A 24,469-nucleotide genomic window follows, 5' to 3' on the forward strand; every position below is an offset into this window, starting at 1 on the left:
CCGAAAGTCCTTGACTTGTTTTAGTTTTTCTATTAAGCTCAACATATCTTTCAAAAGTTGGCGGTCACTTCTCATTTTACCTGATAGTGATCGCTTTTACTTTTGATATTCTGATGGGAGAATGAAACAGCCCTACCCTTAATAAGGGGGGCGCTGATCCCCCCTTGATCCTAGGGTTGATTTATAGTAGGGTTGATTTATAGTAGGGTTGATTCATGAATCAACCCTACTACCCTTAATAAGGGGGGTGCTGATGATTTTTAACACCTACCTACTTAAAACTACATTCCCATAATTTCGTAACCGGAATCTACATAAATAATCTGACCGGTAATACCACTAGCAAGATCACTAGCTAAAAAAGCAGCCGTATTTCCCACCTCAATTTGTGTCACTGTGCGATGTAAAGGAGCGATTTCTTCCACATGATGGATCATATCAAGAATTCCCCCCACGGCCGAAGATGCTAAGGTGCGAATTGGACCGGCAGAAATACCGTTAACTCGAATCTTTTGGCCCCCTAATTCCGCAGCTAAATAGCGAACACTCATTTCTAAACCAGCTTTTGCCACCCCCATTAAATTATAGTTAGGAATTACCTTGACACCCCCGAGATAGGTAAGAGTGATAATACTTCCCCCTTCCGTCATCAAAGGTTTAGCCGATCGCGCTAGACGAGTTAGGGAAAAAGTGCTAATATCTAGGGACTTAGTGAAAGCTTCCCGGGGAATGGCGGTAAAATCGCCCGTTAAACCCTCTTTATCGGCAAAAGCGAGACAGTGAATCAAAATATCCAGTTTACCCCATTTTTCCGCCACTGTAGCGAAAGTATCTTCTACCTGTTGGTCATTTTGGACATCGCAGGGGACATAAAAAGCGGGATTAAGTTCATCGGCCAATTCTCGCACTTTTTTCTCAAAACGGCCTTTTTCGTCGGGGAGATAGGTGACACCGATATTTGCACCAGCTTGATGGAGTTGTTGGGCAATTCCCCAAGCGATCGAGCGATTATTGGCAATTCCTGTCACTAGGGCGTTTTTTCCCGTTAAATCTAACATAGTTCTCGTTTCTCTTACAAAAATCTCCCCAATAGCCGACCCCAGCGAGATTCGGTATAATAGGGATACAGATAACGGGGCAGCAATGATCACCCCTCCCCCATTGTCTGGCAAAAAGCGCCCAAAACTTTTCCCAGTTTAGGCAGCGGTTATGTTTAATAGAGGTGACACTCGTTGCATAATAAAAACAATTTTCCCCTTTTTTGGATGTGAGATGGACTTATCATTAATACAAGATAAACCCCTAGCAGATGTGTTCCGTCGAATCGGCAGCGGCAATTTCCCCCCGGTGGTGGAATTGTTCGAGCGTGGCAAAACGATCTTTTTCCCTGGAGATCCCGCCGAAAGAGTCTATTTTTTGCTGAAAGGAGCCGTTAAGTTATCGCGAGTCTATGAAGCGGGAGAAGAAATTACCGTGGCTCTACTGCGGGAAAATAGCGTCTTTGGTGTGCTATCCTTACTGACTGGTCAGCGATCGGATCGTTTTTATCATGCCGTGGCTTTTACTCCGGTAGAATTACTCTCGGCCCCGATCGATCAGGTAGAAAGATCCCTCCGCAATAATCCCGATTTATCAATGTTGATGCTGCAGGGTTTGTCCTCGCGGATTCTGCAAACGGAAATGATGATCGAAACCTTAGCTCACCGGGATATGGGTTCACGTTTGGTCAGTTTTTTGTTAATTCTCTGTCGTGATTTTGGGGTTCCCACCACCGATGGCATCCGGGTGGATCTAAAATTGTCTCACCAAGCGATCGCAGAAGCGATCGGTTCTACTCGCGTCACTGTCACCCGTTTATTGGGAGAGCTGCGGGATCAGGAAATGGTCTCAATTTACAAGAAGAAAATTACCGTCCATAATCCCGTCGCTCTCAGTCAACAATTTACTTAAATTCTGGATGACTAGCGCTTATATTTTGGTTTTGGCCATCGTGGTTTTAGGTGGTCTGATAGCTGCGGTTGGCGATCGCATAGGTAGCCGTATCGGTAAGAAAAGGATGCGTTTATTTAATCTGCGTCCGAAACAAACCGCAACTTTAATGACGATTGTAACGGGAATTTTGATCGCCGGTTCGACTTTAATTGTCTTGTTTGCTTCTAGTAAATCCCTGCGTCAAGGGGTTTTTGAACTGGATCGCCTGTTAAATGAACGTCGTGCCGCTATTAAGGATTTAGAAAGACAGGTAAGAAAAACCACCGAACAAAAAAATCGAGTGGAAAAAGCTTTAAAAACGGCTAAAAGTGAACAGATAGCTGTGCAGAAACGTCTAGAGGTTCTTAACAAAAATTATCAAGCTTCTCGTCAACGTTTGCGATTAGTTTCAGGACAGTTGGAAAAGTTTCGTAAGGAAGTGGCTAATTTAAATAATGAACGAGTTATTTTAACTAATCAAAAGTCACAGTTAAGCAGTCAACGGGAGCAATTGTTCCAACAAAAATCAATTCTTTCTAGTCAGATAAATCAACTACAAACCACCCTTCAAGTTAGAGATAAAGAGTTAGCTAATCAACAAAAGTTATTAACAACCAGACAAGCGCGACTTCAACAGTTGGAAACTCAACAAAAAACCCTACAGCTAGAAATTGATCGCCGGGATCAACGTATTGGAGAACTCGATCGATCGATTGTGGATAAAAATTTGGCTTTAGAACAGCGCGAGGGAAAATTAAAAGATTTAGAAACTCAAATGGCTTTTCTGAAGCGGGAAGTGGAAGTTTTAGAACAATACTATCAAACCTATCAAGAATTGCGGGAAAAACAAATCGCTATTTTCCGGGGACAGGTGTTATCTTTTGGAGCTTTTCGTATTGTTGATCCCCAAGCTATTGTCGCTGTTATTGATAAGTTATTGCGGGAAGCGAATATGAATGCTATCCGTGCCACCCAACCAAATCAGCCTAATTTTGACCAGCGTTTAGTTAAGATCACAAAAGCACAGGTAGAACAGTTAAGTCAACAATTACAGGACGGTAAAGAATATGTGGTGAGAATCCTTTCCGCAGGTAATTATGTCTTAGGAGAAAGCGAGATTCGTGTCTTTGCTGATGTGGTTCCCAATCAAAGAGTTTTTGAGGAGAAACAGGTAATCGCTGCCGTTTCTATTGATCCGCAAAATATGACAGAAGAAGACCTACAAAAGCGTTTAGATTTACTCTTAGCATCGGCTCAATTTCGCGCTAGAAGTGCGGGAGTTTTAGGTTCAATTCAAGTGGAAGATGGTTTATTAACTACGGTAGTTAACTTTATCGATCAAGTCAAAAGGTCGGGTAATTCTATCGAGACACTTGAGGCAGTTGCTGCTAGTAAAACTAATACATCTGGTCCCTTAACTTTGCGTTTAGTAGCGGTAAAAGATGGTAAAATTGTTTTTAGTACGTCCTCTTAAAAGATAGCTAAAGTTAGGAGTTGAGACTAAAATCAATTCCTTCGTAAATATCGGCAAGATTTAGACTAATTCCTAAAGAATCTAGGGATATAATTCCCCTTACTGGGGTGTATTCTTGCAGTAACCAATTATTCTCTGAGGTTTTGCTATAGGATTCTATTAGTATCTCCCCTTGACTGACGAGAAGATATTGGTTTAATTGGGGTATAGAACGATAATAACGAAATTTATCACCCCGATCATAACCAGAGGTGGAAGGAGATAAAACTTCGATAATTAGGCAGGGATTTAAAATTTCATCGTTGCGATTATCACTAAATAATGGTTCCCCGGCAATAATCATTAAATCTGGGTATAAACCGCGATTATATTGGGGTATCCATAGTCGCAAATCACTGGGAAAGACTTCATAAATAGTTTTCCTTAAAGCATTGTCTAACAAGCGAATTAAATTGCGTACCAGTCGATTATGATTGATGCTTCCCCCCGTCATCTCGATAATTTCCCCGTCGTGATATTCGTGTTTAGTTTCCGCTCTAGTTTCTAAATTACGATATTCTTCTAAGCTGAGGGTTTTGGTAGGAGATCGAGTTAGCATTTTCTCTGTCACAGAATTTTTAATCCTCCTGATTATAACCTAGATCATATAAAAAAGGTTATTATTCATAAATTATTCCTCAATTAAAATCAATTCCTTCGTAAATATCGGCAAGATTTAAGCTAATTCCTAAAGAATCTAGAGATATAATTCCCCTTACTGGGGTGTATTCTTGCAGTAACCAATTATTCTCTGAGGTTTTGCTATAGGATTCTATTAATATCTCCCCTTGACTGACGAGAAGATATTGGTTTAATTGGGGTATAGAACGATAATAACGAAATTTATCACCCCGATCATAACTAGAGGTGGAAGGGGATAAAACTTCGATAATTACACAGGGATTTAAAATTTCATCGTTGCGATGATCACTAAATAATGGTTCCCCAGCAATGAGCATTAAATCTGGGTATAAACCGCGATTATATTGGGGTATCCATAGACGTAGATCGCTAGATTGAAGACGATAATTAGTTCCTCTTAAAGCTAATTTTAGCAGGACAATAAGATTAATGATAATACTATTATGATTGATGCTTCCCCCTGTCATCTCGATAATTTCCCCGTCGTGATATTCGTGTTTAACCTCGGCAATGGTTTCTAAATTACGATATGCTTCTAAGCTGAGGGTTTTGGGAGGAGATGAAGTCAACATTTTTCTAGATTAGATATTCTTTTATTTAATCATAACACAATTAATGCTACCTATTTAATTCTAATTCCCCTTGCAGAAAATCAATAAATTGTCTAGCAGTTCTTCCCGATCGCCCATTATGTTGGGTTGCCCATTGTTTGGCACGAAATTCTAAGTCTTCTAAGCTAATTTTTAATTTAGCTACACTGGCTAAATGACGCACTATTTCCAGATATTTTTCTTGATTAGCTGGTTCAAAAGTTAGGGTTAAACCAAAGCGATCGCTAAAGGATAATTTTTCTTGTACTGTGTCCCAATTATGGACTTCATCCCCATCTTTTGGTCGGGGTCGATCCGCAAAAAACTCTCTGACTAAATGTCGGCGATTAGAAGTGGCATAAACTACGACATTTTTCGGTCTAGCGGTGACACTTCCCTCTAAAACAACCTTTAAAGCTTTAAAAGCTTCATCGTCTTCTTCAAAGGATAAATCATCGACAAAGATAATAAATTTTTGCGGTAAATCTCGCAGAATTTCAATAATTAATGGTAGGTCTTTTAATTGGGATTTGGCCACTTCAATTAAGCGCAATCCTTGACTATGGTATTTTTGTAATAATCCCTTGACTAGAGAGGATTTTCCCGAACCACGACTACCATAGAGTAGGACATTTAAAGCGGGATAACCTGCTAATAAAAACTCAGTGTTTTTAATCAAGGTTTCCTTGGGCATTTCATAACCGACTATTTCTTGAATCTGCACGGGATCGGGATGAGTAATTCCTTGTAATCTGCCTTCTTGCCACCTTAAAGCTTGATAACGGGCAAAAATTCCTGTACCACATTCGCGATAATAATCGGCTATATCTTCGACTAATTCCGTCCAATTTAAACCAGAATGTAGGAAACTTTCTAATTTATTGTCCACTTCCCAAGTCGGGAAATTGAGAAATTTAATTTGTTCCAAAATTGTCGAATTGCTGAGGCTATAAATGCTAGAATTATAGAGAGATTGGAGGATAGATAAATCCTGTTTAACGCCATCAATTAAAGATTCAGGTAACTCCGAAACACTTTTTTTCTGAACCTGTTGACTAAAGGGATTATCATCTAATAAAATTTGTTCGACTAGAAAATCATTCCAACTGATATCTTTAGATGCTAAAGCTTGAAACAATTTACCATAAGCTTTGAGAAAATCGGCAACATTATCCGTAGATAATAGGGTAATAAATGCCTGGCCAATAGCATTATCAAAAACCCCTTGATACAAAACTAACAAGCTGACTTTTTTGTAAATTTCAGAGATCATTTTTTATTCTCCACTAATAACTAACATTTCATGGCCGCCTTTTGGCAATTCCTAATCCGATTCAATAATTGCCGCCTTGTAGCCGAGGGAATGCCAATCAGTTGTTATTATATCAAGATAGGTTAATCTTTGCAAAATTAAGGTTAAAAAAGGGAAAATGCCTACCGACTAATTCCCAAGATTTCTTGAATTGATTTTCATTTATCTTAATGGTGAGGTACGAAGTTCTCCTTTTGGGGAGTCAGTCCCGATGAAAAAATTTTCACCCCCACAGATGAAAGAGGTTTCCTTCCCTACACCCCACACCCTACACCCTCTTTCAAGTCAGGAGATGATACCCTGTCAGGTTACACTTCCTCTTGATGAGAAACGTTATATTTGATAAAATTTAACCAATCTTGGATTTCCTGTCCTAACCAGAGACATTCATCCTCGCGGAGATTCTGGCCGATAAGATAATAATTTTTAGCCGTCCGCAGACGAATCTGATAGTTACCTTCTGTGCCATTGCTATGGAGAAAAATACCCCATAAATCTTGAGTTTTAAAAGCAAATTTTTTGTAGATAAAATTGAAGACTTTATATTTAATTAAAACTTCTTGAGGGGTAAGAATTAATTGCATCTCCCGCAAACAAATAAAACCAATTAGAGCTATAATAAAGGTAAGAATCGGGGAGATAAAGATACTGACAGTAAGGACAATCGCCAAAGACCAGAGAGTAGCTGCATCGGAAGGTAGCTTAATTTTTGGGGGTAAATTAATCTCTAAATTATCCCGGTGTTTAGCGATACGGATGGAACTGTGGGGAGGTTTTGGTAATTTCTTAGGATCGATTAAACTTGAGGCTTGGCGATAGGAGGGATGTTGGAGAAATTTCAGGGCTTCTCTGGCACTTTTAAACCGCTTTTCTACCGCCATATCGGTCATAGTTTCTAACCAATCGATTAAATCATCATCAATTGTCACCCGTTGGCGAAATTGAATTTTAGAGTCGCGGTGGGGCAGTTCTATCGGCACAATTCCCGTCAATAAATGAATTAAAGTCATACCCAAGGCATATAAATCAGAACCCGGAACTGCTCGGCCCCAAAATTGTTCTAGGGGTGCATAACCACTCGTTCCCACCACGGTAAAAGTAACTCCTGTTGCTGCACCCCTGGACTGGACTGCGCCAAAATCTACTAAATAAACGTTATTTTCTGAGTTAATAATTAAATTACTAGGTTTAATATCTCGATGTAATACTGGGGGCGATAATTCATGCAAATAAATGAGAATTTCGAGAACTTCTTGGGCAATATTCCGAATTACCGTAGGGGTGAAACGTTGCCCCCTTTCTAAGTGATCGCTTAAGGATTCTCCCGGTATATAATCTTGTACAAGTACAAACCAAGGAATCCCGTCACCTTGATTTTTATCGAGGGAAAAATAATCGCGATAGCGGGGAATACGGGGATGATAGAGAGAAGCTAAGACGGCGGCCTCTCGTTCAAATAATTTTAATTCTTCCCACTCCATCTGGGGACTAAAAGCGAGGAGTTTAATAATTACCGATTCCTGGGATAATACATCGGTAGCTAACCAAGTTTGACGACCGATAGCGGTATTGCCTAGGCGTTGTTGTAGTTGGTAACGTTCAGCTAAAAGAGAATCAGAAGTAAAGGTCATAGTGGCTTTTCCCTTATTTAGGGTCTGCTGAAAAAGTTTTTCCTGGGGACAGGGGTTGGGGGGGCCACACCCCACACTCCACAACCCACCCCTATAACTGATTTAGAAAAACCAGCCGTAGGAATGAAGACCTTTACCTAAAAGATTCACCCCTAAATAACATACCCAAACCACAACAAAACCACTCGCCGCTAGAATAGCCGGTTTTCTTCCCTGCCATCCCCGGGTAATGCGCGCATGGAGATAAGCGGCAAACACTAACCAAGTAATTAGCGCCCAAGTTTCTTTCGGGTCCCAACTCCAATAGGAACCCCAAGCTTCATTGGCCCAAACTGCTCCGGCGATGATACCGATAGTGAGAAGGGGAAAACCGAGGCCAATGACCCGATAACTGATATTATCGAGGGTTTCCGCCAAGCTAAGACGTTGGGGCGAAAGAGTCGCCATCGCTGTTAGGGTGGGAGTCAAAAGGGCGGTCGGGCCACTGTTAGCCGTTTCCAGGAAAATTGGCGCAGAAAGAGTGGTAGATAACTTATTTTGGAGACGATAGGCCCCCGTACCCACGGAACTGCCTTTTAACTCGATATTTTGACCTCTAGTGACGATCAGAAAAGCGATCGCCATCAGGGAACCCACCATCAAAGCAGCATAACTTAACATCATGACGCTAACGTGCATCATCAACCAATTCGATTTTAAAGCCGGAACCAAGGGAGCCGAAGTTTGCATTTCTCCGGGTAAGGACAAAGTGGCAAAAGCAGTAATCCCCATGGCTACAGGAGTCGTCACCACCCCCACCAGGCGACTGCGGCTAGTGTACTCAGCAATTAAATGAACCGCAGTTACACCCCAAGCGAGAAAGAATAAAGATTCGTAAAGATTGCTGATGGGGAAATAACCCGCTTCTAACCAACGCGCCCCCAATAAAGCGGCGATACAGAGGTTAGCGATGGCCACTCCCGTGCTGCCTAAGCCAGACAACAAAGGTATGCTGGGAAAGGCTGCCCCGGCCCAATAAACCAGCATAGTTAAAAACAGGACTAAAAAAGAAGTGTTATCGAGAAAGTTCTCTAAGCTAACTAAATTCATGGGATTTCTCTCGTTTGTCGCTCGCTCGCTACCAAGTATTCCATCCTCTATCCTATCCCATCGGTAAGGCGATCGAGATAGGGAATTGTTAGTATGAACTTTGTATTTTCACTCTCACCTGCCCTAAAAATTATGGCTAATCAAGAAGATAATAAATTTTCCTGGTCGCGTTGGCCGCGGTTAGGCAAAATCCTGATCATTTGTTCTGGTGTTGCCGTTTTAGGCTATTTTCTTATCCCTCGTCCCTCAGAATTGTCCAATATTCCCCTCGAACCCTACAGCGAATTTATCAGTAAAGTGGAACGGGGCGACATCAGTAGGGTCAGAATTGGCAATCAAGTTATCTATTATCAATTAAAAAATCCTTTAGAATCCCTGCCTATTCCGGCTAATCCCCCCGTTAATCCCCCAGAATCAAGTCATCCCTTTTACGGTGATTCTAGTTCTCTGGCGGTCAAACCGAGCAGTAATCTAGCCCCCGGACGAGTCTTGGCCACGATTCCAGTCGATAACCCCCAATTACCCCAACTATTACAGCAAAAAGGCGTAATCTTCGAGGCGATTCCCGTAGCCGAAAACAGTTGGATCAGCACTCTCCTCGCTTGGGTGGTTCCCCCCTTAATTTTAGTCGCCGCTATGCAGTTTCTGTTCTATCGCAACGATGACACGCGTAAATCGCTGCTTTTTAACAAAAATCTCGCTAAAGTTTACGGAGACGGCGAAAAATATCCGATTACCTTCAGTGATGTGGCCGGGGCCGAAGAAGCAAAAACCGAGTTAAAGGAAATCGTCGAATTTCTCAAGGATGCCGAGCGCTTTAATAAAATTGGGGCGCGTATTCCTAAAGGTGTTCTCTTAGTCGGACCGCCGGGGACGGGAAAAACCCTTTTGGCAAAAGCGGTCGCGGGAGAAGCGGGAGTGACGTTTTTTAGTATTTCGGCCTCGGAATTCGTGGAATTATTTGTCGGGACCGGGGCAGCCCGGGTGCGGGATCTATTTGCCCAAGCGAAGAAAAATGCCCCTAGCATCATTTTTATTGATGAATTGGACGCGATCGGTAAATCAAGAAGTTCGGGATCGGGAACTAGCGGCAGTAATGATGAGCGCGAGCAGACTTTAAACCAACTTTTGACAGAAATGGACGGTTTTAGCCCCAAAGAAGCTGTCGTCATCGTTTTAGCCGCCACCAATCGCCCAGAGACTCTTGATGCTGCTTTATTGCGTCCGGGGCGCTTTGATCGCCAAGTTTTGGTGGATCGTCCCGATTTAGCGGGAAGATTGGCAATTTTGCAGATATACGCCAAACGAGTCCAGATGGGTGAAGATGTTAACCTCAAAGCGATCGCCACCCAAACCCCCGGTTTTGCCGGTGCCGATTTAGCCAACCTCGTCAATGAGGCTGCTCTCTTGGCTGCCCGTAATAATCGGGAAAAAGTCAGTCAAATTGATTTTAAAGAAGCGATAGAAAGAGTTATCGCTGGCTTAGAAAAGAAAAGTCGGGTTTTATCGGAAAAAGAAAAGAAAATCGTCGCTTATCACGAAGTAGGCCATGCTTTAGTCGGTGCTGTCATGCCGGGAGGTGGTCGCGTCGAGAAAATTTCCATCGTTCCCCGGGGTTTATCCGCTTTGGGTTATACCCTGAAAATTCCCACGGAAGACCGTTTTTTGATGACAGAAACCGAATTTAAAGAACAAATTACTATGTTATTGGGCGGTCGGGCAGCCGAAGAATTAATTTTTGGCAGTGTCACTAATGGCGCTTCCGATGATTTACAAAGGGCGACGGATATTGCGGAAAGAATGGTGACAATTTATGGTATGAGTAAATCCCTGGGTCCCCTAGCCTACGATAAAACAGGACAGGCTAATTTTTTAGGTAATAATCAGGGTAGTCCCCGGCGTTCGATCGGAGAAAATACGGCCAAAGCGATCGATGAAGAAGTTAAACAAATTATCGACGCTAGTTACCAAAAAGCCCTAGCAATTCTCAGTCACAACCGCAATTTATTAGAGTCGATTACTGCTAATCTTTTGACCACGGAAGTAATCGAAGGAGAAGAATTGCAAGAGGTATTAAATCAAGCGCAAATGGTCTGATCAATCCTCATAAATAGGGTGCTGAAAAAGTTTTTCGTGGGGACAGGGTGTGACCCCCCCCAACCCCCCCCGACATCGGGGGGGCAGGTGGGGTGTGGGGAAGTGGGGAGAACAAAGCTGCCTATTGCCTATTGCCTTTTGCCTTTTGCCTTTCCTCATAACTAGGGTCTGCTGAATAAATAGTCGAGAATAACTAACTTAAGGAGAGGAGAGGATCAAAGCATTGGAAAACTTATATTTCCCTGCTTTGACGGTTAATTTGCCCTTTTTCCAACCCAAAGAAACAGGAGAGTTATCTCGACTTAAACTGTTATAAAGGGCGAAATTTTTTAACCAATCGTGCTTTTGACCGTTACGAATTAACATCGGCAGTAGATTGATTTGATTATAGGTAAATTGTAAACTCTGCCCTTGACTGCCTTTAAATAAGAGGCTGCCTTGGTTAATTTGAGTTAAATTTACTTGACTTTTTTGCTTAAATATGCTCTTAAAATTCTCATAACTGCCCTGGGTTGCCGCTTCTCCCACTTCCAGAGCAAAACCCGCATAATTGTTACCTGTGGGTAAAGCTTGGTAGGTATTATCATCGGGATAAGGGGAATTAGGAATCTCGATCATTTCAGGAGAAGAAAGATTTATTAATCTCAGAGCTAACCAAGTTTTTTCTAATTGAATAAACCAGATATTATCATCTTTTTCTACCTTGGCGGTTTTCGGTAATTGCCAGAAAAAAGCTTGATCTGCTGGTCGTAACCAGATTAAAAGATTGCGATATTGTCCGATTTCATCCCCGGGATTTTTGCCCGGTTTTACGCCATTGTTGCCAGTGTTAGCCACAAAAAAATCCACCCCTTTTTGTTGATTAAAGGCCATTAATTTAAACGGGGCCACATCGCCATCGGGGAAAGTTCCCGCCAGACTACCCATTTGATAACTAGCCCCAATAAATTGAGTTTCCCAATAACCCGGACTCTGATTATTGCCCGGTTTCCAGTTTTCATATAGGGGTTTACTGGCGAGAATTTCTACCGGTTTATTAAAGTTTTTTCGGGCTAATTCCATCACTGCTAAAGGAGGACGATAACGACTGGTAATTAGATAAAGAGAGTCCAATTCCGGGCGATTATTGGCGACGGGAGTATCACCAAAGTATAACCAAAAAGTGCGGACTGCGTGAGATCGCATTACGCCATGGCCATCACCATAATCGCGTTTTACAGGGCCACCCCAACCACCGCGATAATATTTAACACTAGCGGCCATGGATAACCAATCTAAGGCCATTTTTGCCCATTGTTTAACTTCCGTATCTTGAGCAAAATCGTAGAGATTGAGATAGGGAGCAAAGGTATGACCGTGATAAACTTCTGAATCCCATTCTCCCATACCGATGTTATATAAAGCTGAAACGTAACGCTTAATTTTGCTCTTATAAATTTGACGAGTTGCTTCATTTCCTGTTTCTTCGGCCATCAGATAAACCGATGTTTCGCGCATCGCTCGCAGGTTATCAGTATTGCGACTATCTACCCATAAACCCCGTCTTGTTATACTCCAATCATTACCCGTGCCTTGGCCAGTACCATGGATAGGATGGGGGCGTTGTAAAGGGTCGGTTTCTGTCCAAATTTTCGCCGCATTATACATTCTCTGACGATAAACAGGATCGAGATACTTTCCGAGAAGAAAATATTTTCTAATTTGTCCTTTCAGGGTAAAAGAAAAATAATAATCTATATAATCGGTGTGGGCCTGTTCCCGTTTTTGTGGGTCATCCTGCTGCAGGAAATCTAGGGCTTTTTGCCGGTTTCCTGCCAAGAAATCAAACATGGCCATAGGATAGGATCTTTTCTCGTTTTCTCCCCACAAATTGCCATAACTTTCTGCCTTAGCAAAATGGTTAATAACCTGCTTGGCCCTTTGTTGAAATTCTGCCTCTAATTGCGGTGTCCAATCGTTAAGATATTGGGGTTGAACTTCGGCAACGGGGAAGGAAGCGATCGAGTTTTGAGAAACAGAATAGAGGGAATTAAAGCCAATAGCAAATAGGGCAATTATTCCCGCTAAAATTAGATATTTAATTCTAGATCCAATCGTCATCTTCGGCAAATTCATCGATGTTTCCTTGATTTTCTGGGGACTGAGGTTGATTCTCTTTATCTAATTGTAAAGGAACTGGTTCAGGAGCGATAATTTCTGGTAATAATTCTTCGGGTTTTTGACCATCTACCTCCACCACAATTATTTCTGTGACGGGAAACCAAAGTATCCGGCCTTGATCATCACAAACCGTCACCGATCGAGATTTATCTGGAGCCTCCGTTGCGAAGAAATCTCCTAACATTTTGGTGGGTAAAATATTCTTACTTTCACCCCCACTAACTCCTAGAAATATATATTCGTTACCTGTGGTCAAATGTTGGACAATAATCGCCATAATTAAAAGGTTTTAGTCAATGAAATGTACTTAGTTGATAGTTGACTCTTGAATGATAGCTTTCAGCCCTAAGCTTTCCACTGATAACTGATTACTGATTACTGATTACTGATAACTGATAACTGATAACTGATAACTGATAACTGATAACTGCTTACTGCTTAACTTGACTGCCGTGACTGCGGGGATCGGTTTGACTAGCGCCCACAAGGATATTAAAATCAGAAGTCTCTCCCGTAGTGGTGGCATAGGGTAGGGTAGAATTAGTTAAAAGTGCTTCTAAATTAGCAGTTAAAATTGATTTTGGTTGTTCTCCGATCGCTTGGGCAACCGGTTGTCCTTGGTTATTTAAAAAGACAAAATGGGGAATACCATCCACACGATAACGGAGAATTTCCGGCAACCATTTATTATTATCAACGTTGAGCATGACAAAATTAATGGCATTACCGTATTGTTTTTTAATTTCGGCAATTTCAGGGGCCATCGCCTGACAACTGGTACACCAATTAGCATAAAATTCTGTCAGGGTGGGTTTACCATTGCTGAGGGCAAGCTCGAAAGGTGTCGCTTTTTCCGCTTGCGCTTCCAAAGATACGGAACTAGCGGTGGTTTGAAACCCGAAGAAAATCGCTACACTAAGGATAACTGCCGTTACTGCCAGCAGCAGATTTCTGGTTTTGTTGGTGGGTGTGGTGGCTGTCATGGACATTTAATCAAAGTTTACTTTGTCCTATTGTAACGATTGCTGCGCTCTTTTAGTATTGGTGTCGATTGAGTTACAATCAAGTTAGAGATGGGTAATAATTATGACTGAAGAAAGACTCGATCGAATAGAGGGACAGCTAAAAAGGCTAGAAGGGAATGTTCATACAATTGAGGGGCGATTAGAAACTTTAGAAAGTAACCTTCAAAACATTGAAAAAAAGCTAGGAGACGTGATCAACCAAATCCGTGAACTTAGTCTTAGCATCGATACCTACCAAAAAGCTGATCAACAGGTAGTTAATTTGGCTTTTGGTCTAATCGTTGCCGCTACTGCTGCTATTGTAATTCCAGCCGTTTTCGGCAAATAAGCAAAAAAGATTCTTTAGATCGGAAAGGCTGCATGAAAAAACGCGTTACTCTCACTTTTCCCAAAAAAGCCGTCCATATGCCCGTTACCTATCGACTGGCAAAGGATTTTAACATCGCCGCTAATATTATCCGCGCCCAAGTTGCCCCCAATCAAGTGGGAACATTAGTATTAGAATTATCGGGAGATATCGATGAGTTGGAAGCGGCGATCGAATGGTTACAATTACAAAATATTGGCGTTTCCCAAGTTAGTCGCGAAATCGTCATTGATGAAGAAAAATGCGTCGATTGTGGGTTATGTACGGGAGTTTGTCCCACGGAAGCTTTAACCCTTGATCCCGAAAGTTTTCGTCTCAAGTTTTTGCGTTCCCGTTGTGTGGTTTGTGAACAATGTATCCCCACTTGTCCCGTGGTGGCAATTTCCACAAACTTGTAAAGTAGAAATTATTAAATTAATTTTTTTGCCCATTTAAATAATAGCCATCTCTGGAGATTTTAAGCCTTCATTTGTCTCCAACCCGGCTAATCGTCACAAATATCCCCTTCCCTTTCTGCCTAAAGACCCTTTCTCCGATACCATAGTTAAAAAGAGATTGCTGACTCTGGCCACATCTGTGGGGATTACATACCATTAATCATGGTTTTTTTGCAAAAAATACAAAAAACTTGACATGACTTCTGCCGTTCCTCGCCTTTCCTATCCTGATAGTCCGATTGCTGATCTTCGCGGCCTCTATGACTTTATCCTCAACCCGCAACTGTTAGCCGCAGAAAAGGGAAATCGGTTGATCGTCAGTTTTTGTCAAAAAATTTCCCCCCTTGATCCCCTAGAAATTCTCTCTCGGATTGCCCCTAGCTATCCCACCCATTGTTATTGGGAAAATCCCGAACGGGAAACCGCTCTTCTCGGCTACGGCATCGCCTTTGCTGCCACTTTCCACGGCAAACAACGTTTTTTAAAAGCTCAAAAATTTATTGAAAACTGTCAACAAAGAATTATCAAAATCGACAACTATAGCGAGATTACTCCCCGCATCTTTTGCAGTTTCACTTTTTTCGACTCGGCAACAGCTACTCCCTTTCCCTCAGCTACCCTAACCCTGCCTAAGTTTCAAATTATCAAAAAACAGTCGGAATATTTTTTCCTTACCAATCTCTTAATCACCGGCGAAGAAGAAATAGAAAACTCCCTCGAAGAAACTATTAATAACCTCAAAATTATCCAAAATAACTCGAGCAATTGCCGACAAAATCCCCGTCAGGATCCCTGTAGTTATTATATTCATCCTACCTATAATTTTCAAGCGGCTGTTGCCGATGCCCTCCAATCTATCCATGCTCAAAAATTTAGCAAAATTGTCCTCGCTCACGCTCTTGACGTGATTTCTCCCCGTCCTTTTCATCTGGTAAACTGTCTCGATAATTTGCGTCAGCGTCATCCCGATTGCTACACTTTTTCCCTCGGCAATGGACGGGGAGATCATTTTATTGGCGCTAGTCCCGAACGCTTATTAACTGTCCATCAGGGGCAATTAATCACCGATGCTTTAGCGGGATCCGCCCCCCGGGGAGAAAATGCGATCGAAGATGCTCTCTTTGCCAATAAACTCCTCGCTAGTGAAAAAGAACAACGGGAACATCGGGCTGTTAGTGACTTTATTAACCAAAAACTGCGACAAATTGGCTTAAATCCGCAAAATTCTCCCTCTAGATTGTTAAAACTCTCCAATATTCAACATCTCTGGACTCCTATTCATGCCAAACTAAAACCCTCCATCCATCCCCTCGAAATTGTTGCCCAACTACACCCCACTCCTGCTGTTGCTGGGGTTCCCACCGAGATCGCTTTAGCACAAATTCGTCATTATGAAACCTTCGATCGCTCTCTTTATGCGGCTCCTTTGGGTTGGATCGATTGTCAAAATAATAGTGAGTTTATTGTTGGTATTCGTTCGGCATTAATTAAAGGCGATCGAGCGCGATTATACGCCGGTGCGGGTATTGTTGCCGGTTCCGATCCGGAAAAAGAACTAGCAGAAATTCAGCTGAAATTTCAAGCTCTCTTAAAAGCTTTAACTTAAACTGTAAGTAAGTAGTTATAATTAAATTGAACATAGATTTTGCCTTTGATCCCCCCTGCCCCCCTTAATAAGGGGGGTGCCGATCCCCCCTGCCCCCCTTGATAAGGGGGGTGCCGATAGGCGGGGGGATCCCCCTTAATAAGGGGGGTATCTGACAGTTTTTAACACCTACCTACTTAGCTTTTTACCGAACTAATAACTTAAATAAGCCTAACTTCCCCTTAAAAGGCGGATATTTTAAAGCGGGATTGAACCAAAGAGGTGTTTTCATAATCGCTTTTTGGTGACTAAAATTCTCAAAGGAAAAACGACCATGGTAGCTACCAATACCGCTATTTCCCCGACCACCAAAGGGTAAACTAGGATTAGTAAAATGAAAACTATTGTTGTTAATACAACCTCCCCCAAACTGGACTGATTCTAACCATTTCTTTTCAGTATTTGCCTTGGTAGTAAACAGATAAAAAGCTAGAGGGTTAGGGTTTTTAGCAATAATTGCTAAAGCTTCCTCAAAAGTGCTAAAGGCAATGATCGGTAAAATTGGACCGAATATTTCCCCTTGCATAATAGGAGCATCGAGGGAAACATTAGTTAATAAAGTTGGTTGAATATATAAATTTTCTCGATCGGTTTTGCCTCCAAAAACAATCTCACCATCTTGGAGAAAGTCAATCAGGCGATCAAATTGTTTCTCATTAATTATCTTACCATAATCAGCACTTAATCTCGCATCTTCACCAAAAAAATTAACAATAGTATTGGCTAATTCTCTGATCAAATTCTCCTGCTGGGATTGATGTACCAAAATATAATCAGCTGCGATACACATTTGACCACAATTAGAGAATTTTGTCACGGCAATGCGACGGGTTGCCACGGAAATATTAGCATCAGCTTCGATAACACAGGGACTTTTTCCCCCTAATTCTAGAGTAACAGGAATTAACTTTTCTGCTGCTAGTTGATAAATAATTTTTCCTACCCTGGTACTGCCAGTAAAAAATATATGATCAAAGGTGAAACTGTCTAACATATTCGGAATTACTTCCGCACCATCTCCCAGAATAATTAACACATATTCTTCAGGGAATATTTCTTCAATTATTTTAACTACTAATTTTTCCGTCGCTGAGGCAAATTCACTCGGTTTTAATACCGCGCAGTTACCTGCAGCAATGGCACCAACTAAAGGCACTAATAACAATTGGAGGGGATAATTCCAAGCGCCAATAATTAAAACTACTCCCAAGGGTTCCCGAATAATTTGACTGGAGGAGGGAAAATTTAAGAGATTAGTTTTAACGGGTTTGGGTTGCATCCATGAGCGCAAATTTTTTAAAGCTGTATTAATTTCCACCAAAAGGAACCCATTTTCAGTAATCCAACAATCTTCGGGACTTTTCTTTAAATCGCTATATAAAGCTTGATAGATTTCTGCTTCATATTTAATGATTGCCTGTTTTAACTTCTCTAACTGCTGACGACGGAATTGATAGGAACGAGTGGCACCACTAACAAAATACTGACGCAATTTGGCTAATTTTTCTGAGTTTGACAGCATCGAAATAATTCCCAAGTTAATAATGAAATTCTACGGCATCCACTGGGGACGAATTCCCGCTAGAGGTAATTCAATTAAATCAGATTTACTTGCTTTCACTCCATCTTGTAGGGGAGGAATTAACATCCACAAACGACCACCGATAATTGTTTCTCCTGAATCGGTAGTCAAGGGATTAGTCGGATTAGTATCATAACTGGTGCGAAGTTGATCAAAAATAATCGCTAAACTATCGGGAGATAAACTAATGTGAATATCACGATAATCGGCTAATTCCAGTAGGGGAGTTACTTGACCAGTCTTCACATCTATTTTAGCAAAATAGGGTTTTTCTTTGTACTCTTGACTGTTAGTAACTAACTCGGTTAACAAACAATACAAGTCACTACTGGTGGCATTAAATTGACAATCTATAATCGAACCTTGTAGATTGAGTAAGCGTTTTTGTAATCCTTGATTATTGACATAAAAAAGCGATCGAATATAACGCATTTTGGCATTATCAGTATTAAAATTTACCATTGCCGCAGCCGTACCATCAGCAGAAAAATTCAAAATTCGCCCAAATTTTGGTAAAAAATCTAGGGGTTTTGTTTCGGTTTTTAAAGGCAAAAGGGCGATTCCTTCCCCCTGGGTGACAGCCAAAGTTTTACTATCAGGTGCAATCAAAAATTCTCCACCTTGAATGTTTAATTGTTTAGGTTTTTCCCCCGATTTAACTGCCCATAAATCGAAGTTAATCGGATTGCGGCGCTCAATTCTCTGCACGACAATAGTTTCCCCATCTTTAGCTAAATCAAAATGATTATTTTGATAATCTTTATTGTCTAGCACTAACTCAATTTTTGGGGAAGATTGGCCAAAATCAACTTGGTAAAGCTGTAGTTCACGAATTCCCTGTATCCCCTGATTTTTCGCCACGGCCGAAAAGAGGATTTTTTTACCATCAGGGTAAAATTCAAAAGCCATAACGGTCAAATTTGCGGGGGTTAAGAGGGTTTTCTTCTCCTCGGTCAAGTTATAAAAAATTAATCTTCCCTGTTCTTCCCCATTAGTGCCGATATAGGCAAAAGCACGATCCCGACTTTTAAATTCTCTTTCAAAGATTGCTAGGGTTTGTCCTAATCGATTACCGCTGCGAAATTGTTCCCGCGCACCTTCAATTTGCAGATGATATTTTTCTCCGTAGGGAATGGGAGAAGTGAGAGTATAAGCTAATCGTCTTCCGGCCCAACTAAACTTCCCCGGCAGCGGAGGATCGATAACTAGATTTTTTTCTACACTAGCATGATCCATCGGACGATCAAAAGTGATAATAAATGCTTGATCTTCCGCTCCAATTTCTCGATTTTCCCAGCTAAATTCCTTGACCCTTGGGCCGGTTTGTAAAAGACATTGATTACCACAGCTATTACCCAACCAAATTAAGCCACCAATTACTAAGGTTAGCGATAGAATTAGTGTTATTGCTAATTTATCAATCGGTTGTAGTTGTAAGGTCTTGATCATTATAGTAGATGGTTAGGAACAACTGATAACTGATAACTGATAAGTAGGGAGGCACAATTATTTGTAGGATGGGTTAACGGTAGCGTAACATGATCGGGCGTTGGGTTTCATGCTTCAACCCAACCTACGTTCATCTTATATTTAATTCCACCCACCTACTTAACTGATAACTGCTCACTGATAACTGATAACTGATAACTGATAACTGTTAATATCCGTAGGGATCCGCAGGAGTGGGTATAGGTTTCACGGATTTGGCCTTAATTACTAATTGTCTTCTGGTGGTTGATTTTCCTACCTCTACCGGTAAAGATTCCGTGGCCATTTCTCCGGTAATTTCTAACCAAGTATCATTGGGATATTGACCGCGACTTCCTGATAGTTTCACCGGTAAACCGACGGGATAAGCATCCACGGCACAACAGGTAAGAATAAAGCGACTAATTAATAGATAATTATCGGGTAGTTGGGGCAATTGCACCACAAAACCTGTGACTTTTACCGGTTGTCCTGTGTAAGCATCAGGTTCGGGGTAAGCATTCAAAGTTCTTACCCATTCAATTAAACTTTTTTCCTCCGGTTTAACGGTAGTGCCAAAGGATTGAGTTTGCACGCGAGTCAGGGGTAAAGATTCACTAATTCCCCTCTGTAATGCGATTTGACTGCTGAGGGGCTGCGGGGCGATAAATAGGCCTAAAAGGGCAGTTATTACTAATAAACCTGAGCCAAAATGTTGGGGAAGAATGGTAATATGCGATCGATTATCATTACTATCTAAATTAATCTTTTTTTGCCACTGTTTTAATAATGTCCAAAGCTTGACTAATCCTAGGGCAAATAAAGCAATACTGGTGATGAGAACCAGGATAAAATAATTAGGATGGATCAGTAAATTTAATTGTCCAGTTATCCAGTATTTAAATAGTAACGACCCCCAACCGATTAGGGCAATAATATCGATAAATTGGGGGGCGATTATTTTTAGACGTGATGAATTCATGGGAAAAACTATCTAGGAACTGACCTAGAATAAATAACTGTGAGCCAAGGTGAGTAAAAAAGTCATTTGCGATGCTAAAGCAAAGAGATAAATTAACATTCTTGGTTTAAAAATAGACAACATTAAACCAATCCCTTTCAGGTCAATCATTGGACCAAACACTAGAAAAGCCAGCAGGGAACTACTGGTAAAACTAGAGGCAAAGGAGAGAGCAAAAAAAGAATCAACTGTGGAACAAATCGAAACAATGACCGCTAACAGCATCATTGCCAAGATCGAAGTAATCGGATCCTGACCCAAATTAAGAATAAATTCCCGGGGAACAAACACCTGTAAACCGGCCGCTATAGCACTTCCTAGGATTAACACTCCTCCTAATTCCCGTAATTCCATCACCACGTTTTCCACAAAAGTTAACCAGCGCCTTTTCATCGGGATAGCTTGCACTGCCGGGAGGACAGCAGTGGCGGCAAAACTTTCGTCTAAGCGCAAAGTTTGCCCAGAATTACCGATCAGAAAAGAACCGGATTGTAGTAGTAGTGGGATAGATTCTTTTTCCGGTGTTTGCGGTTGCCAATTGAGACTTTTTGCCAAAGAGGTTTGTAGTAGCGGTCGGGGATCTTTTTGGATACTAAAGATAATACCGATAACCGTAGCGATGAACAAAGAAAAGATAACTCGATAGAAAACAATTTCCGGTTGATCGCGAAAAGCTACCCAAGTGGACCAGATAACAATCGGGTTAATTGTCGGCGCTGCTAAGAGAAAACTAACCGCTACTGCATTCGGCATTCCTTGCACAAGTAAACGTCGCGCCACCGGCACATTGCCACACTCGCAGACGGGAAACAAAAAACCAATACATCCCCCCACAAATGCTCCTAAAACAGCATTGCGAGGCATCAAGGCAACTAGGCGACGTTCATCGACAAATATTAAAAGAATACTAGAGAGAATCACCCCTAGCAGTAAGAAAGGCATCGCTTCCACCAACAGGCTCAGGAATAGGGTAAAGGCATTTTGTAGTTGACTCATCTATCCTCGCCTTGGCAATTAGAGGTTTAGGGATAAAGACTTAGGAACCCCAGAAAAAGGTTCATCAGTCCGCTCCCTGGCTTTTTAACATTTTTTTAATATATCCGATCGAGTGACTTCTGTGTTGTCAGGGGACAGGTTTTAGGTTTTGGGGTTTTGGGGTGTTAGGGTTTTAGTTGAAATTCCCCCACTTCCCCACTTCCCCACTTCCTAATTCATAATTCCCACTCTACCATCACCTCACTCCTAGAGGACTCGATTAAGCTTGCCGCTTTGATAACCTTCTAGATCGAGGGTGACATAGATAAAGCCTAATTTTTGCAGATCAGCGACTAATTCGCTTAAATTTGTCCGATTAATAAAGTCGGGAATTTCCGCTGCCGGTAATTCAATCCGTGCCGTATCGCCGCTCGATCGCACCCGTAATTGACGATAACCTAATTTTCGCAGATAAATCTCCGCCCGTCCGACTCTTTGCAATTTCTCCAGGCTAATTTCCTCCCCGTAGGGAAAACGGGAACTTAAACAGGGTTGCGCCGGTTTATCCCACCAAGGTAAATTTAAGTAACGAGATAGTTGACGAACTTCGCTTTTTGTGATACTAATTTCCGCCAAAGGTGAACGAGCGCCGCGCTCCCTAGCTGCTTGAATCCCGGGACGATAATCCCTTAAATCATCCGCATTAACGCCATCGATGACGTAGGAATAACCACGAGCGAGAGCAAGGGGTTTAAGGGTGTCGTGTAGCTCACTTTTGCAGAAATAACAGCGATTAACGGGATTACTGGTGTAATTGGGGTTATTCATTTCCTCGGTTTCCACCAATTCATGCCGAATACCGATATAATCGGCTTGAGCGATCGCTTCTTCCAATTCTTCCGGCAGTAGGGAAGGGGAAACCGCCGTAATTGCCAATGCTTGACCCCCTAGCAGATCATAAGCCACTTTTGCCACTAGGGTACTATCCACGCCCCCAGAATAGGCAATCAGAGCCTTTTCGCTGGTTTTTAAGAGGTTTTGTAATTGTCCGAGTTTATCAAGTAATTGACTGTCCATGGCGGCGATTTTAGCAACTGGTTTAGGGAGACCGTTTTTTATATTGGGTATAGACAAGTAAGTGGGTGGGTGGAATTAAATATAAGATGAACGTAGGTTGGGTTGAAGCATGAAACCCAACGCCCGATTATGTTACGCTACCGCTAACCCATCCTACAAATAATTTTGCCTCCCTACTTAGCTTAAGCCACTTGTCCCAAGAATTTGCGGCAATGAGGTAAGTAGTAGTGCAAAATAAATTTCCTAGTCAAGATAGGCACTCATGCAAGAGGCAAGAGGTGGTTAGATATGTGTAATTAATTTTGCCTAGGTACTTAGTATAATCATAAATGTGTCTTAGCTTAACCCTCTCTACATGACAACAAATCTCACAGACTATAAACATATTGCAATTGATCATCGGGGAGTACCAATAATTGCGGGTTCTACCCTGAAAGTGATTGATCTAGTTATGGCACAAATAGCCTACGGTTGGACTCCAGAAGAAATTCACATTAACCATCGTGATTTAAGTATGAGTCAAATTCACTCAGCATTAGCTTACTATTGGGAACATAGAGATGAATTAGATCAAGCTATCCAAGCTGATTTAGAATTTGCCCAAAAAATGCGAGAAAAAGCTGGAAATTCTCCCTTTGTTACCCGACTTAAAGCACAGGCAATAAAGTAAGAATAGGCGTTTAAAATGTATCTTAGCTTATTGCTGATCCTAATTATTTTAGTAAGTATTTAGTCATAAACTTCACTTCTATGACCTACTCTAATAATAATAATTATCCTACTCTCTCGATCAAATTCATAAATAACCCGATAATCTCCTACTCTTAATTTATAAAACCCTGACCATTCTCTCGTAAGAGGTAGGGGGGTTATCTGTTCAAAGTTGATGGCTAACCATTTAATTTTATTAAGAATCCTCAGTCTGATAAAATCGGTAATCAAATCTAAATCAGTTATCGACTCTGGTTCAAAAGTAACAGAATAGCTCATTTAAGGTTCTATCCCATATCTTTTATCCACCTCAGCTGCGGGAATAGTCGCTCTTCCTTGTAGTCTTTTTTGTTGGATTTCTAATAACTTTTCTTTAAAAGACTCCTTAACTTGTTTTCCCTCATCTGGATCACCAAAGTATTCATCTAGAGTATCATCTACTGTATTACGGATTAAACTTTGTAACTCTTGGGGAGTCATGTCTTTTATCTGCATATTTTCTCTAATTAAAAAAAGGACTTTGACTCGTTGCAAGGTTTTACCTTGCAACGCAGATAAGCGAGGTTCTACCTCTACTTATTTCTTTGACTCGTTGACTCGTTGCAAAGTTAGCTCGTTGTCGGACTATTCTTCGAGTTGATAGGGACACCATTGACTTTTGGTGGCAAGTTGGGCGTTAATAAGCGTAAAAACGCGCTCTAGTTCAGAAAGTCCAGCATACTCCGCTTCTTCGTCAACAGAGAGACTGTCAGTTTTCTTCTTAGCTAATAACTGCTCAAAACGAGATTGTAGCTCTGAAGTAAACCTGAATAAATAAATGTTACCAAATTCGCGGAGTTCAACCCCTTCTCTAATTAAAGACGAAGGTTGAATCATTAATTGGGGAGTCATTGGCTCTATTGATTGTTATTCCTCTTTCACCTTATCACCTTAACAAATTGCCGAGGAAATGTAAAAGAATATTGATAATATTTAACCAATTTCGGGGCAACCCCTCTGTAGTTGCCCCTCCTCCCTTATCCCCGACGACGAAGGGAAGCGGCACCCAAGGCACCAACAGCGATTAAACTCACTATACCACTAGGTTCCGGGGTTGATACACCACCGCCACCAGCAGCAGTGATATCCCCATTAAGAGCCACAAACCCACCCCCGGC

General features: G+C 41.5%; 25 protein-coding genes. 7 read left to right on the forward strand and 18 right to left on the reverse strand.

Annotated elements, in window-relative coordinates; all coding sequences use genetic code 11:
• Window positions 1–281 precede the first annotated feature (281 nt).
• A complete protein-coding gene (gene fabI / locus IM515_RS16005) occupies window positions 282–1,058 on the reverse strand; it encodes an enoyl-ACP reductase FabI (RefSeq protein ID WP_002760333.1) in 777 nt (258 codons plus the stop codon).
• A 214-nt stretch (window positions 1,059–1,272) separates the two neighbouring features.
• On the opposite strand from fabI, the gene ntcA reads away from it, so the two are divergent.
• On the forward strand, window positions 1,273–1,950 hold the full coding sequence (ntcA, locus tag IM515_RS16010) for a global nitrogen regulator NtcA (RefSeq protein ID WP_002793163.1): 678 nt from the start codon (window positions 1,273–1,275) through the stop codon (window positions 1,948–1,950).
• 7 nt (window positions 1,951–1,957) lie between these two features.
• A complete protein-coding gene (locus tag IM515_RS16015; RefSeq protein WP_287630433.1) occupies window positions 1,958–3,445 on the forward strand; it encodes a DUF3084 domain-containing protein in 1,488 nt (495 codons plus the stop codon).
• A 13-nt stretch (window positions 3,446–3,458) separates the two neighbouring features.
• On the opposite strand, the gene IM515_RS16020 is transcribed toward IM515_RS16015, so the two are convergent.
• The 5 genes from IM515_RS16020 to ccsB all read right to left on the reverse strand — a co-directional run bounded on the left by IM515_RS16020 (window position 3,459) and on the right by ccsB (window position 8,748).
• Entirely contained in the window at window positions 3,459–4,043 is a 585-nt protein-coding gene (locus tag IM515_RS16020) for a Uma2 family endonuclease (protein WP_287630447.1), read from the reverse strand.
• Window positions 4,044–4,122: 79 nt separating this feature from the next.
• Window positions 4,123–4,698, reverse strand: a complete 576-nt coding sequence (locus tag IM515_RS16025; RefSeq protein ID WP_287630434.1) for a Uma2 family endonuclease — start codon at window positions 4,696–4,698, stop codon at window positions 4,123–4,125.
• Window positions 4,699–4,744: 46 nt separating this feature from the next.
• Entirely contained in the window at window positions 4,745–5,989 is a 1,245-nt protein-coding gene (locus IM515_RS16030; protein WP_287630435.1) for an ATP-binding protein, read from the reverse strand.
• Between the two features lie 347 nt (window positions 5,990–6,336).
• Window positions 6,337–7,659, reverse strand: a complete 1,323-nt coding sequence (locus IM515_RS16035; protein ID WP_287630436.1) for a serine/threonine protein kinase — start codon at window positions 7,657–7,659, stop codon at window positions 6,337–6,339.
• A 102-nt stretch (window positions 7,660–7,761) separates the two neighbouring features.
• Window positions 7,762–8,748: a c-type cytochrome biogenesis protein CcsB gene (ccsB, locus tag IM515_RS16040; RefSeq protein WP_287630437.1), complete on the reverse strand. Its 987-nt coding sequence runs from the start codon at window positions 8,746–8,748 to the stop codon at window positions 7,762–7,764.
• A gap of 132 nt (window positions 8,749–8,880) precedes the next feature.
• Between ccsB and ftsH the strand changes: the two genes are divergently transcribed.
• Complete coding sequence (gene ftsH / locus IM515_RS16045; RefSeq protein WP_287630438.1) at window positions 8,881–10,845, forward strand: ATP-dependent zinc metalloprotease FtsH; 1,965 nt, start codon at window positions 8,881–8,883, stop codon at window positions 10,843–10,845.
• A gap of 198 nt (window positions 10,846–11,043) precedes the next feature.
• Here the strand turns inward: ftsH and IM515_RS16050 are convergent, their stop codons facing one another.
• The 3 genes from IM515_RS16050 to IM515_RS16060 all read right to left on the reverse strand — a co-directional run bounded on the left by IM515_RS16050 (window position 11,044) and on the right by IM515_RS16060 (window position 13,988).
• Entirely contained in the window at window positions 11,044–12,960 is a 1,917-nt protein-coding gene (locus IM515_RS16050) for a hypothetical protein (protein WP_287630439.1), read from the reverse strand.
• Window positions 12,929–13,282 carry a hypothetical protein gene (locus tag IM515_RS16055; protein WP_002772182.1) on the reverse strand — a complete coding sequence of 118 codons (354 nt, stop codon included), beginning with the start codon at window positions 13,280–13,282 and terminating at the stop codon, window positions 12,929–12,931. Before IM515_RS16055 ends, IM515_RS16050 begins: the two co-directional genes overlap by 32 nt.
• Before the next feature lie 154 nt (window positions 13,283–13,436).
• Window positions 13,437–13,988 (reverse strand): thioredoxin family protein, encoded by a 552-nt coding sequence (locus tag IM515_RS16060; RefSeq protein ID WP_043995638.1) that lies wholly within the window; start codon window positions 13,986–13,988, stop codon window positions 13,437–13,439.
• Window positions 13,989–14,091: 103 nt separating this feature from the next.
• Between IM515_RS16060 and IM515_RS16065 the strand changes: the two genes are divergently transcribed.
• From IM515_RS16065 to IM515_RS16075, 3 genes are all read left to right on the forward strand, one after another.
• Entirely contained in the window at window positions 14,092–14,358 is a 267-nt protein-coding gene (locus IM515_RS16065) for a ssr2422 family thylakoid membrane protein (protein WP_002772185.1), read from the forward strand.
• 32 nt (window positions 14,359–14,390) lie between these two features.
• Window positions 14,391–14,795, forward strand: coding sequence for an NIL domain-containing protein (locus IM515_RS16070; protein WP_002760353.1), 405 nt, complete (start codon window positions 14,391–14,393; stop codon window positions 14,793–14,795).
• A gap of 235 nt (window positions 14,796–15,030) precedes the next feature.
• Window positions 15,031–16,440, forward strand: coding sequence for an isochorismate synthase (locus IM515_RS16075; RefSeq protein ID WP_287630440.1), 1,410 nt, complete (start codon window positions 15,031–15,033; stop codon window positions 16,438–16,440).
• 184 nt (window positions 16,441–16,624) lie between these two features.
• Here IM515_RS16075 and IM515_RS16080 read toward each other — a convergent pair whose 3' ends face one another.
• From IM515_RS16080 to larE, 5 genes are all read right to left on the reverse strand, one after another.
• Window positions 16,625–18,001, reverse strand: coding sequence for an aldehyde dehydrogenase (locus IM515_RS16080; RefSeq protein ID WP_287630441.1), 1,377 nt, complete (start codon window positions 17,999–18,001; stop codon window positions 16,625–16,627).
• A 30-nt stretch (window positions 18,002–18,031) separates the two neighbouring features.
• Window positions 18,032–19,510 (reverse strand): hypothetical protein, encoded by a 1,479-nt coding sequence (locus IM515_RS16085; RefSeq protein WP_287630442.1) that lies wholly within the window; start codon window positions 19,508–19,510, stop codon window positions 18,032–18,034.
• A gap of 208 nt (window positions 19,511–19,718) precedes the next feature.
• The gene (locus IM515_RS16090; RefSeq protein WP_002786903.1) at window positions 19,719–20,510 is read right to left on the reverse strand and encodes a TIGR03943 family putative permease subunit; all 792 of its coding nucleotides are present in this window, start codon (window positions 20,508–20,510) and stop codon (window positions 19,719–19,721) included.
• A gap of 24 nt (window positions 20,511–20,534) precedes the next feature.
• Window positions 20,535–21,545: a permease gene (locus IM515_RS16095; RefSeq protein WP_287630443.1), complete on the reverse strand. Its 1,011-nt coding sequence runs from the start codon at window positions 21,543–21,545 to the stop codon at window positions 20,535–20,537.
• A 246-nt stretch (window positions 21,546–21,791) separates the two neighbouring features.
• Window positions 21,792–22,601 carry an ATP-dependent sacrificial sulfur transferase LarE gene (gene larE, locus IM515_RS16100; protein WP_287630444.1) on the reverse strand — a complete coding sequence of 270 codons (810 nt, stop codon included), beginning with the start codon at window positions 22,599–22,601 and terminating at the stop codon, window positions 21,792–21,794.
• A 355-nt stretch (window positions 22,602–22,956) separates the two neighbouring features.
• Between larE and IM515_RS16105 the strand changes: the two genes are divergently transcribed.
• Entirely contained in the window at window positions 22,957–23,271 is a 315-nt protein-coding gene (locus IM515_RS16105) for a DUF433 domain-containing protein (protein ID WP_287630445.1), read from the forward strand.
• Window positions 23,272–23,330: 59 nt separating this feature from the next.
• Here IM515_RS16105 and IM515_RS16110 read toward each other — a convergent pair whose 3' ends face one another.
• The 4 genes from IM515_RS16110 to IM515_RS16125 form a co-directional block, all read right to left on the reverse strand.
• Entirely contained in the window at window positions 23,331–23,591 is a 261-nt protein-coding gene (locus tag IM515_RS16110) for a type II toxin-antitoxin system RelE family toxin (RefSeq protein WP_002767715.1), read from the reverse strand.
• On the reverse strand, window positions 23,592–23,807 hold the full coding sequence (locus tag IM515_RS16115; RefSeq protein ID WP_002760368.1) for a hypothetical protein: 216 nt from the start codon (window positions 23,805–23,807) through the stop codon (window positions 23,592–23,594).
• 129 nt (window positions 23,808–23,936) lie between these two features.
• On the reverse strand, window positions 23,937–24,203 hold the full coding sequence (locus IM515_RS16120) for a hypothetical protein (protein WP_287630446.1): 267 nt from the start codon (window positions 24,201–24,203) through the stop codon (window positions 23,937–23,939).
• Window positions 24,204–24,328: 125 nt separating this feature from the next.
• Window positions 24,329–24,469: PEP-CTERM sorting domain-containing protein (locus tag IM515_RS16125; RefSeq protein ID WP_287630448.1), on the reverse strand; the 141-nt coding region annotated here is incomplete at its 5' end.

This window comes from Microcystis sp. M44BS1 (genome assembly GCF_020244875.1).
Taxonomy (GTDB): domain Bacteria; phylum Cyanobacteriota; class Cyanobacteriia; order Cyanobacteriales; family Microcystaceae; genus Microcystis; species Microcystis panniformis.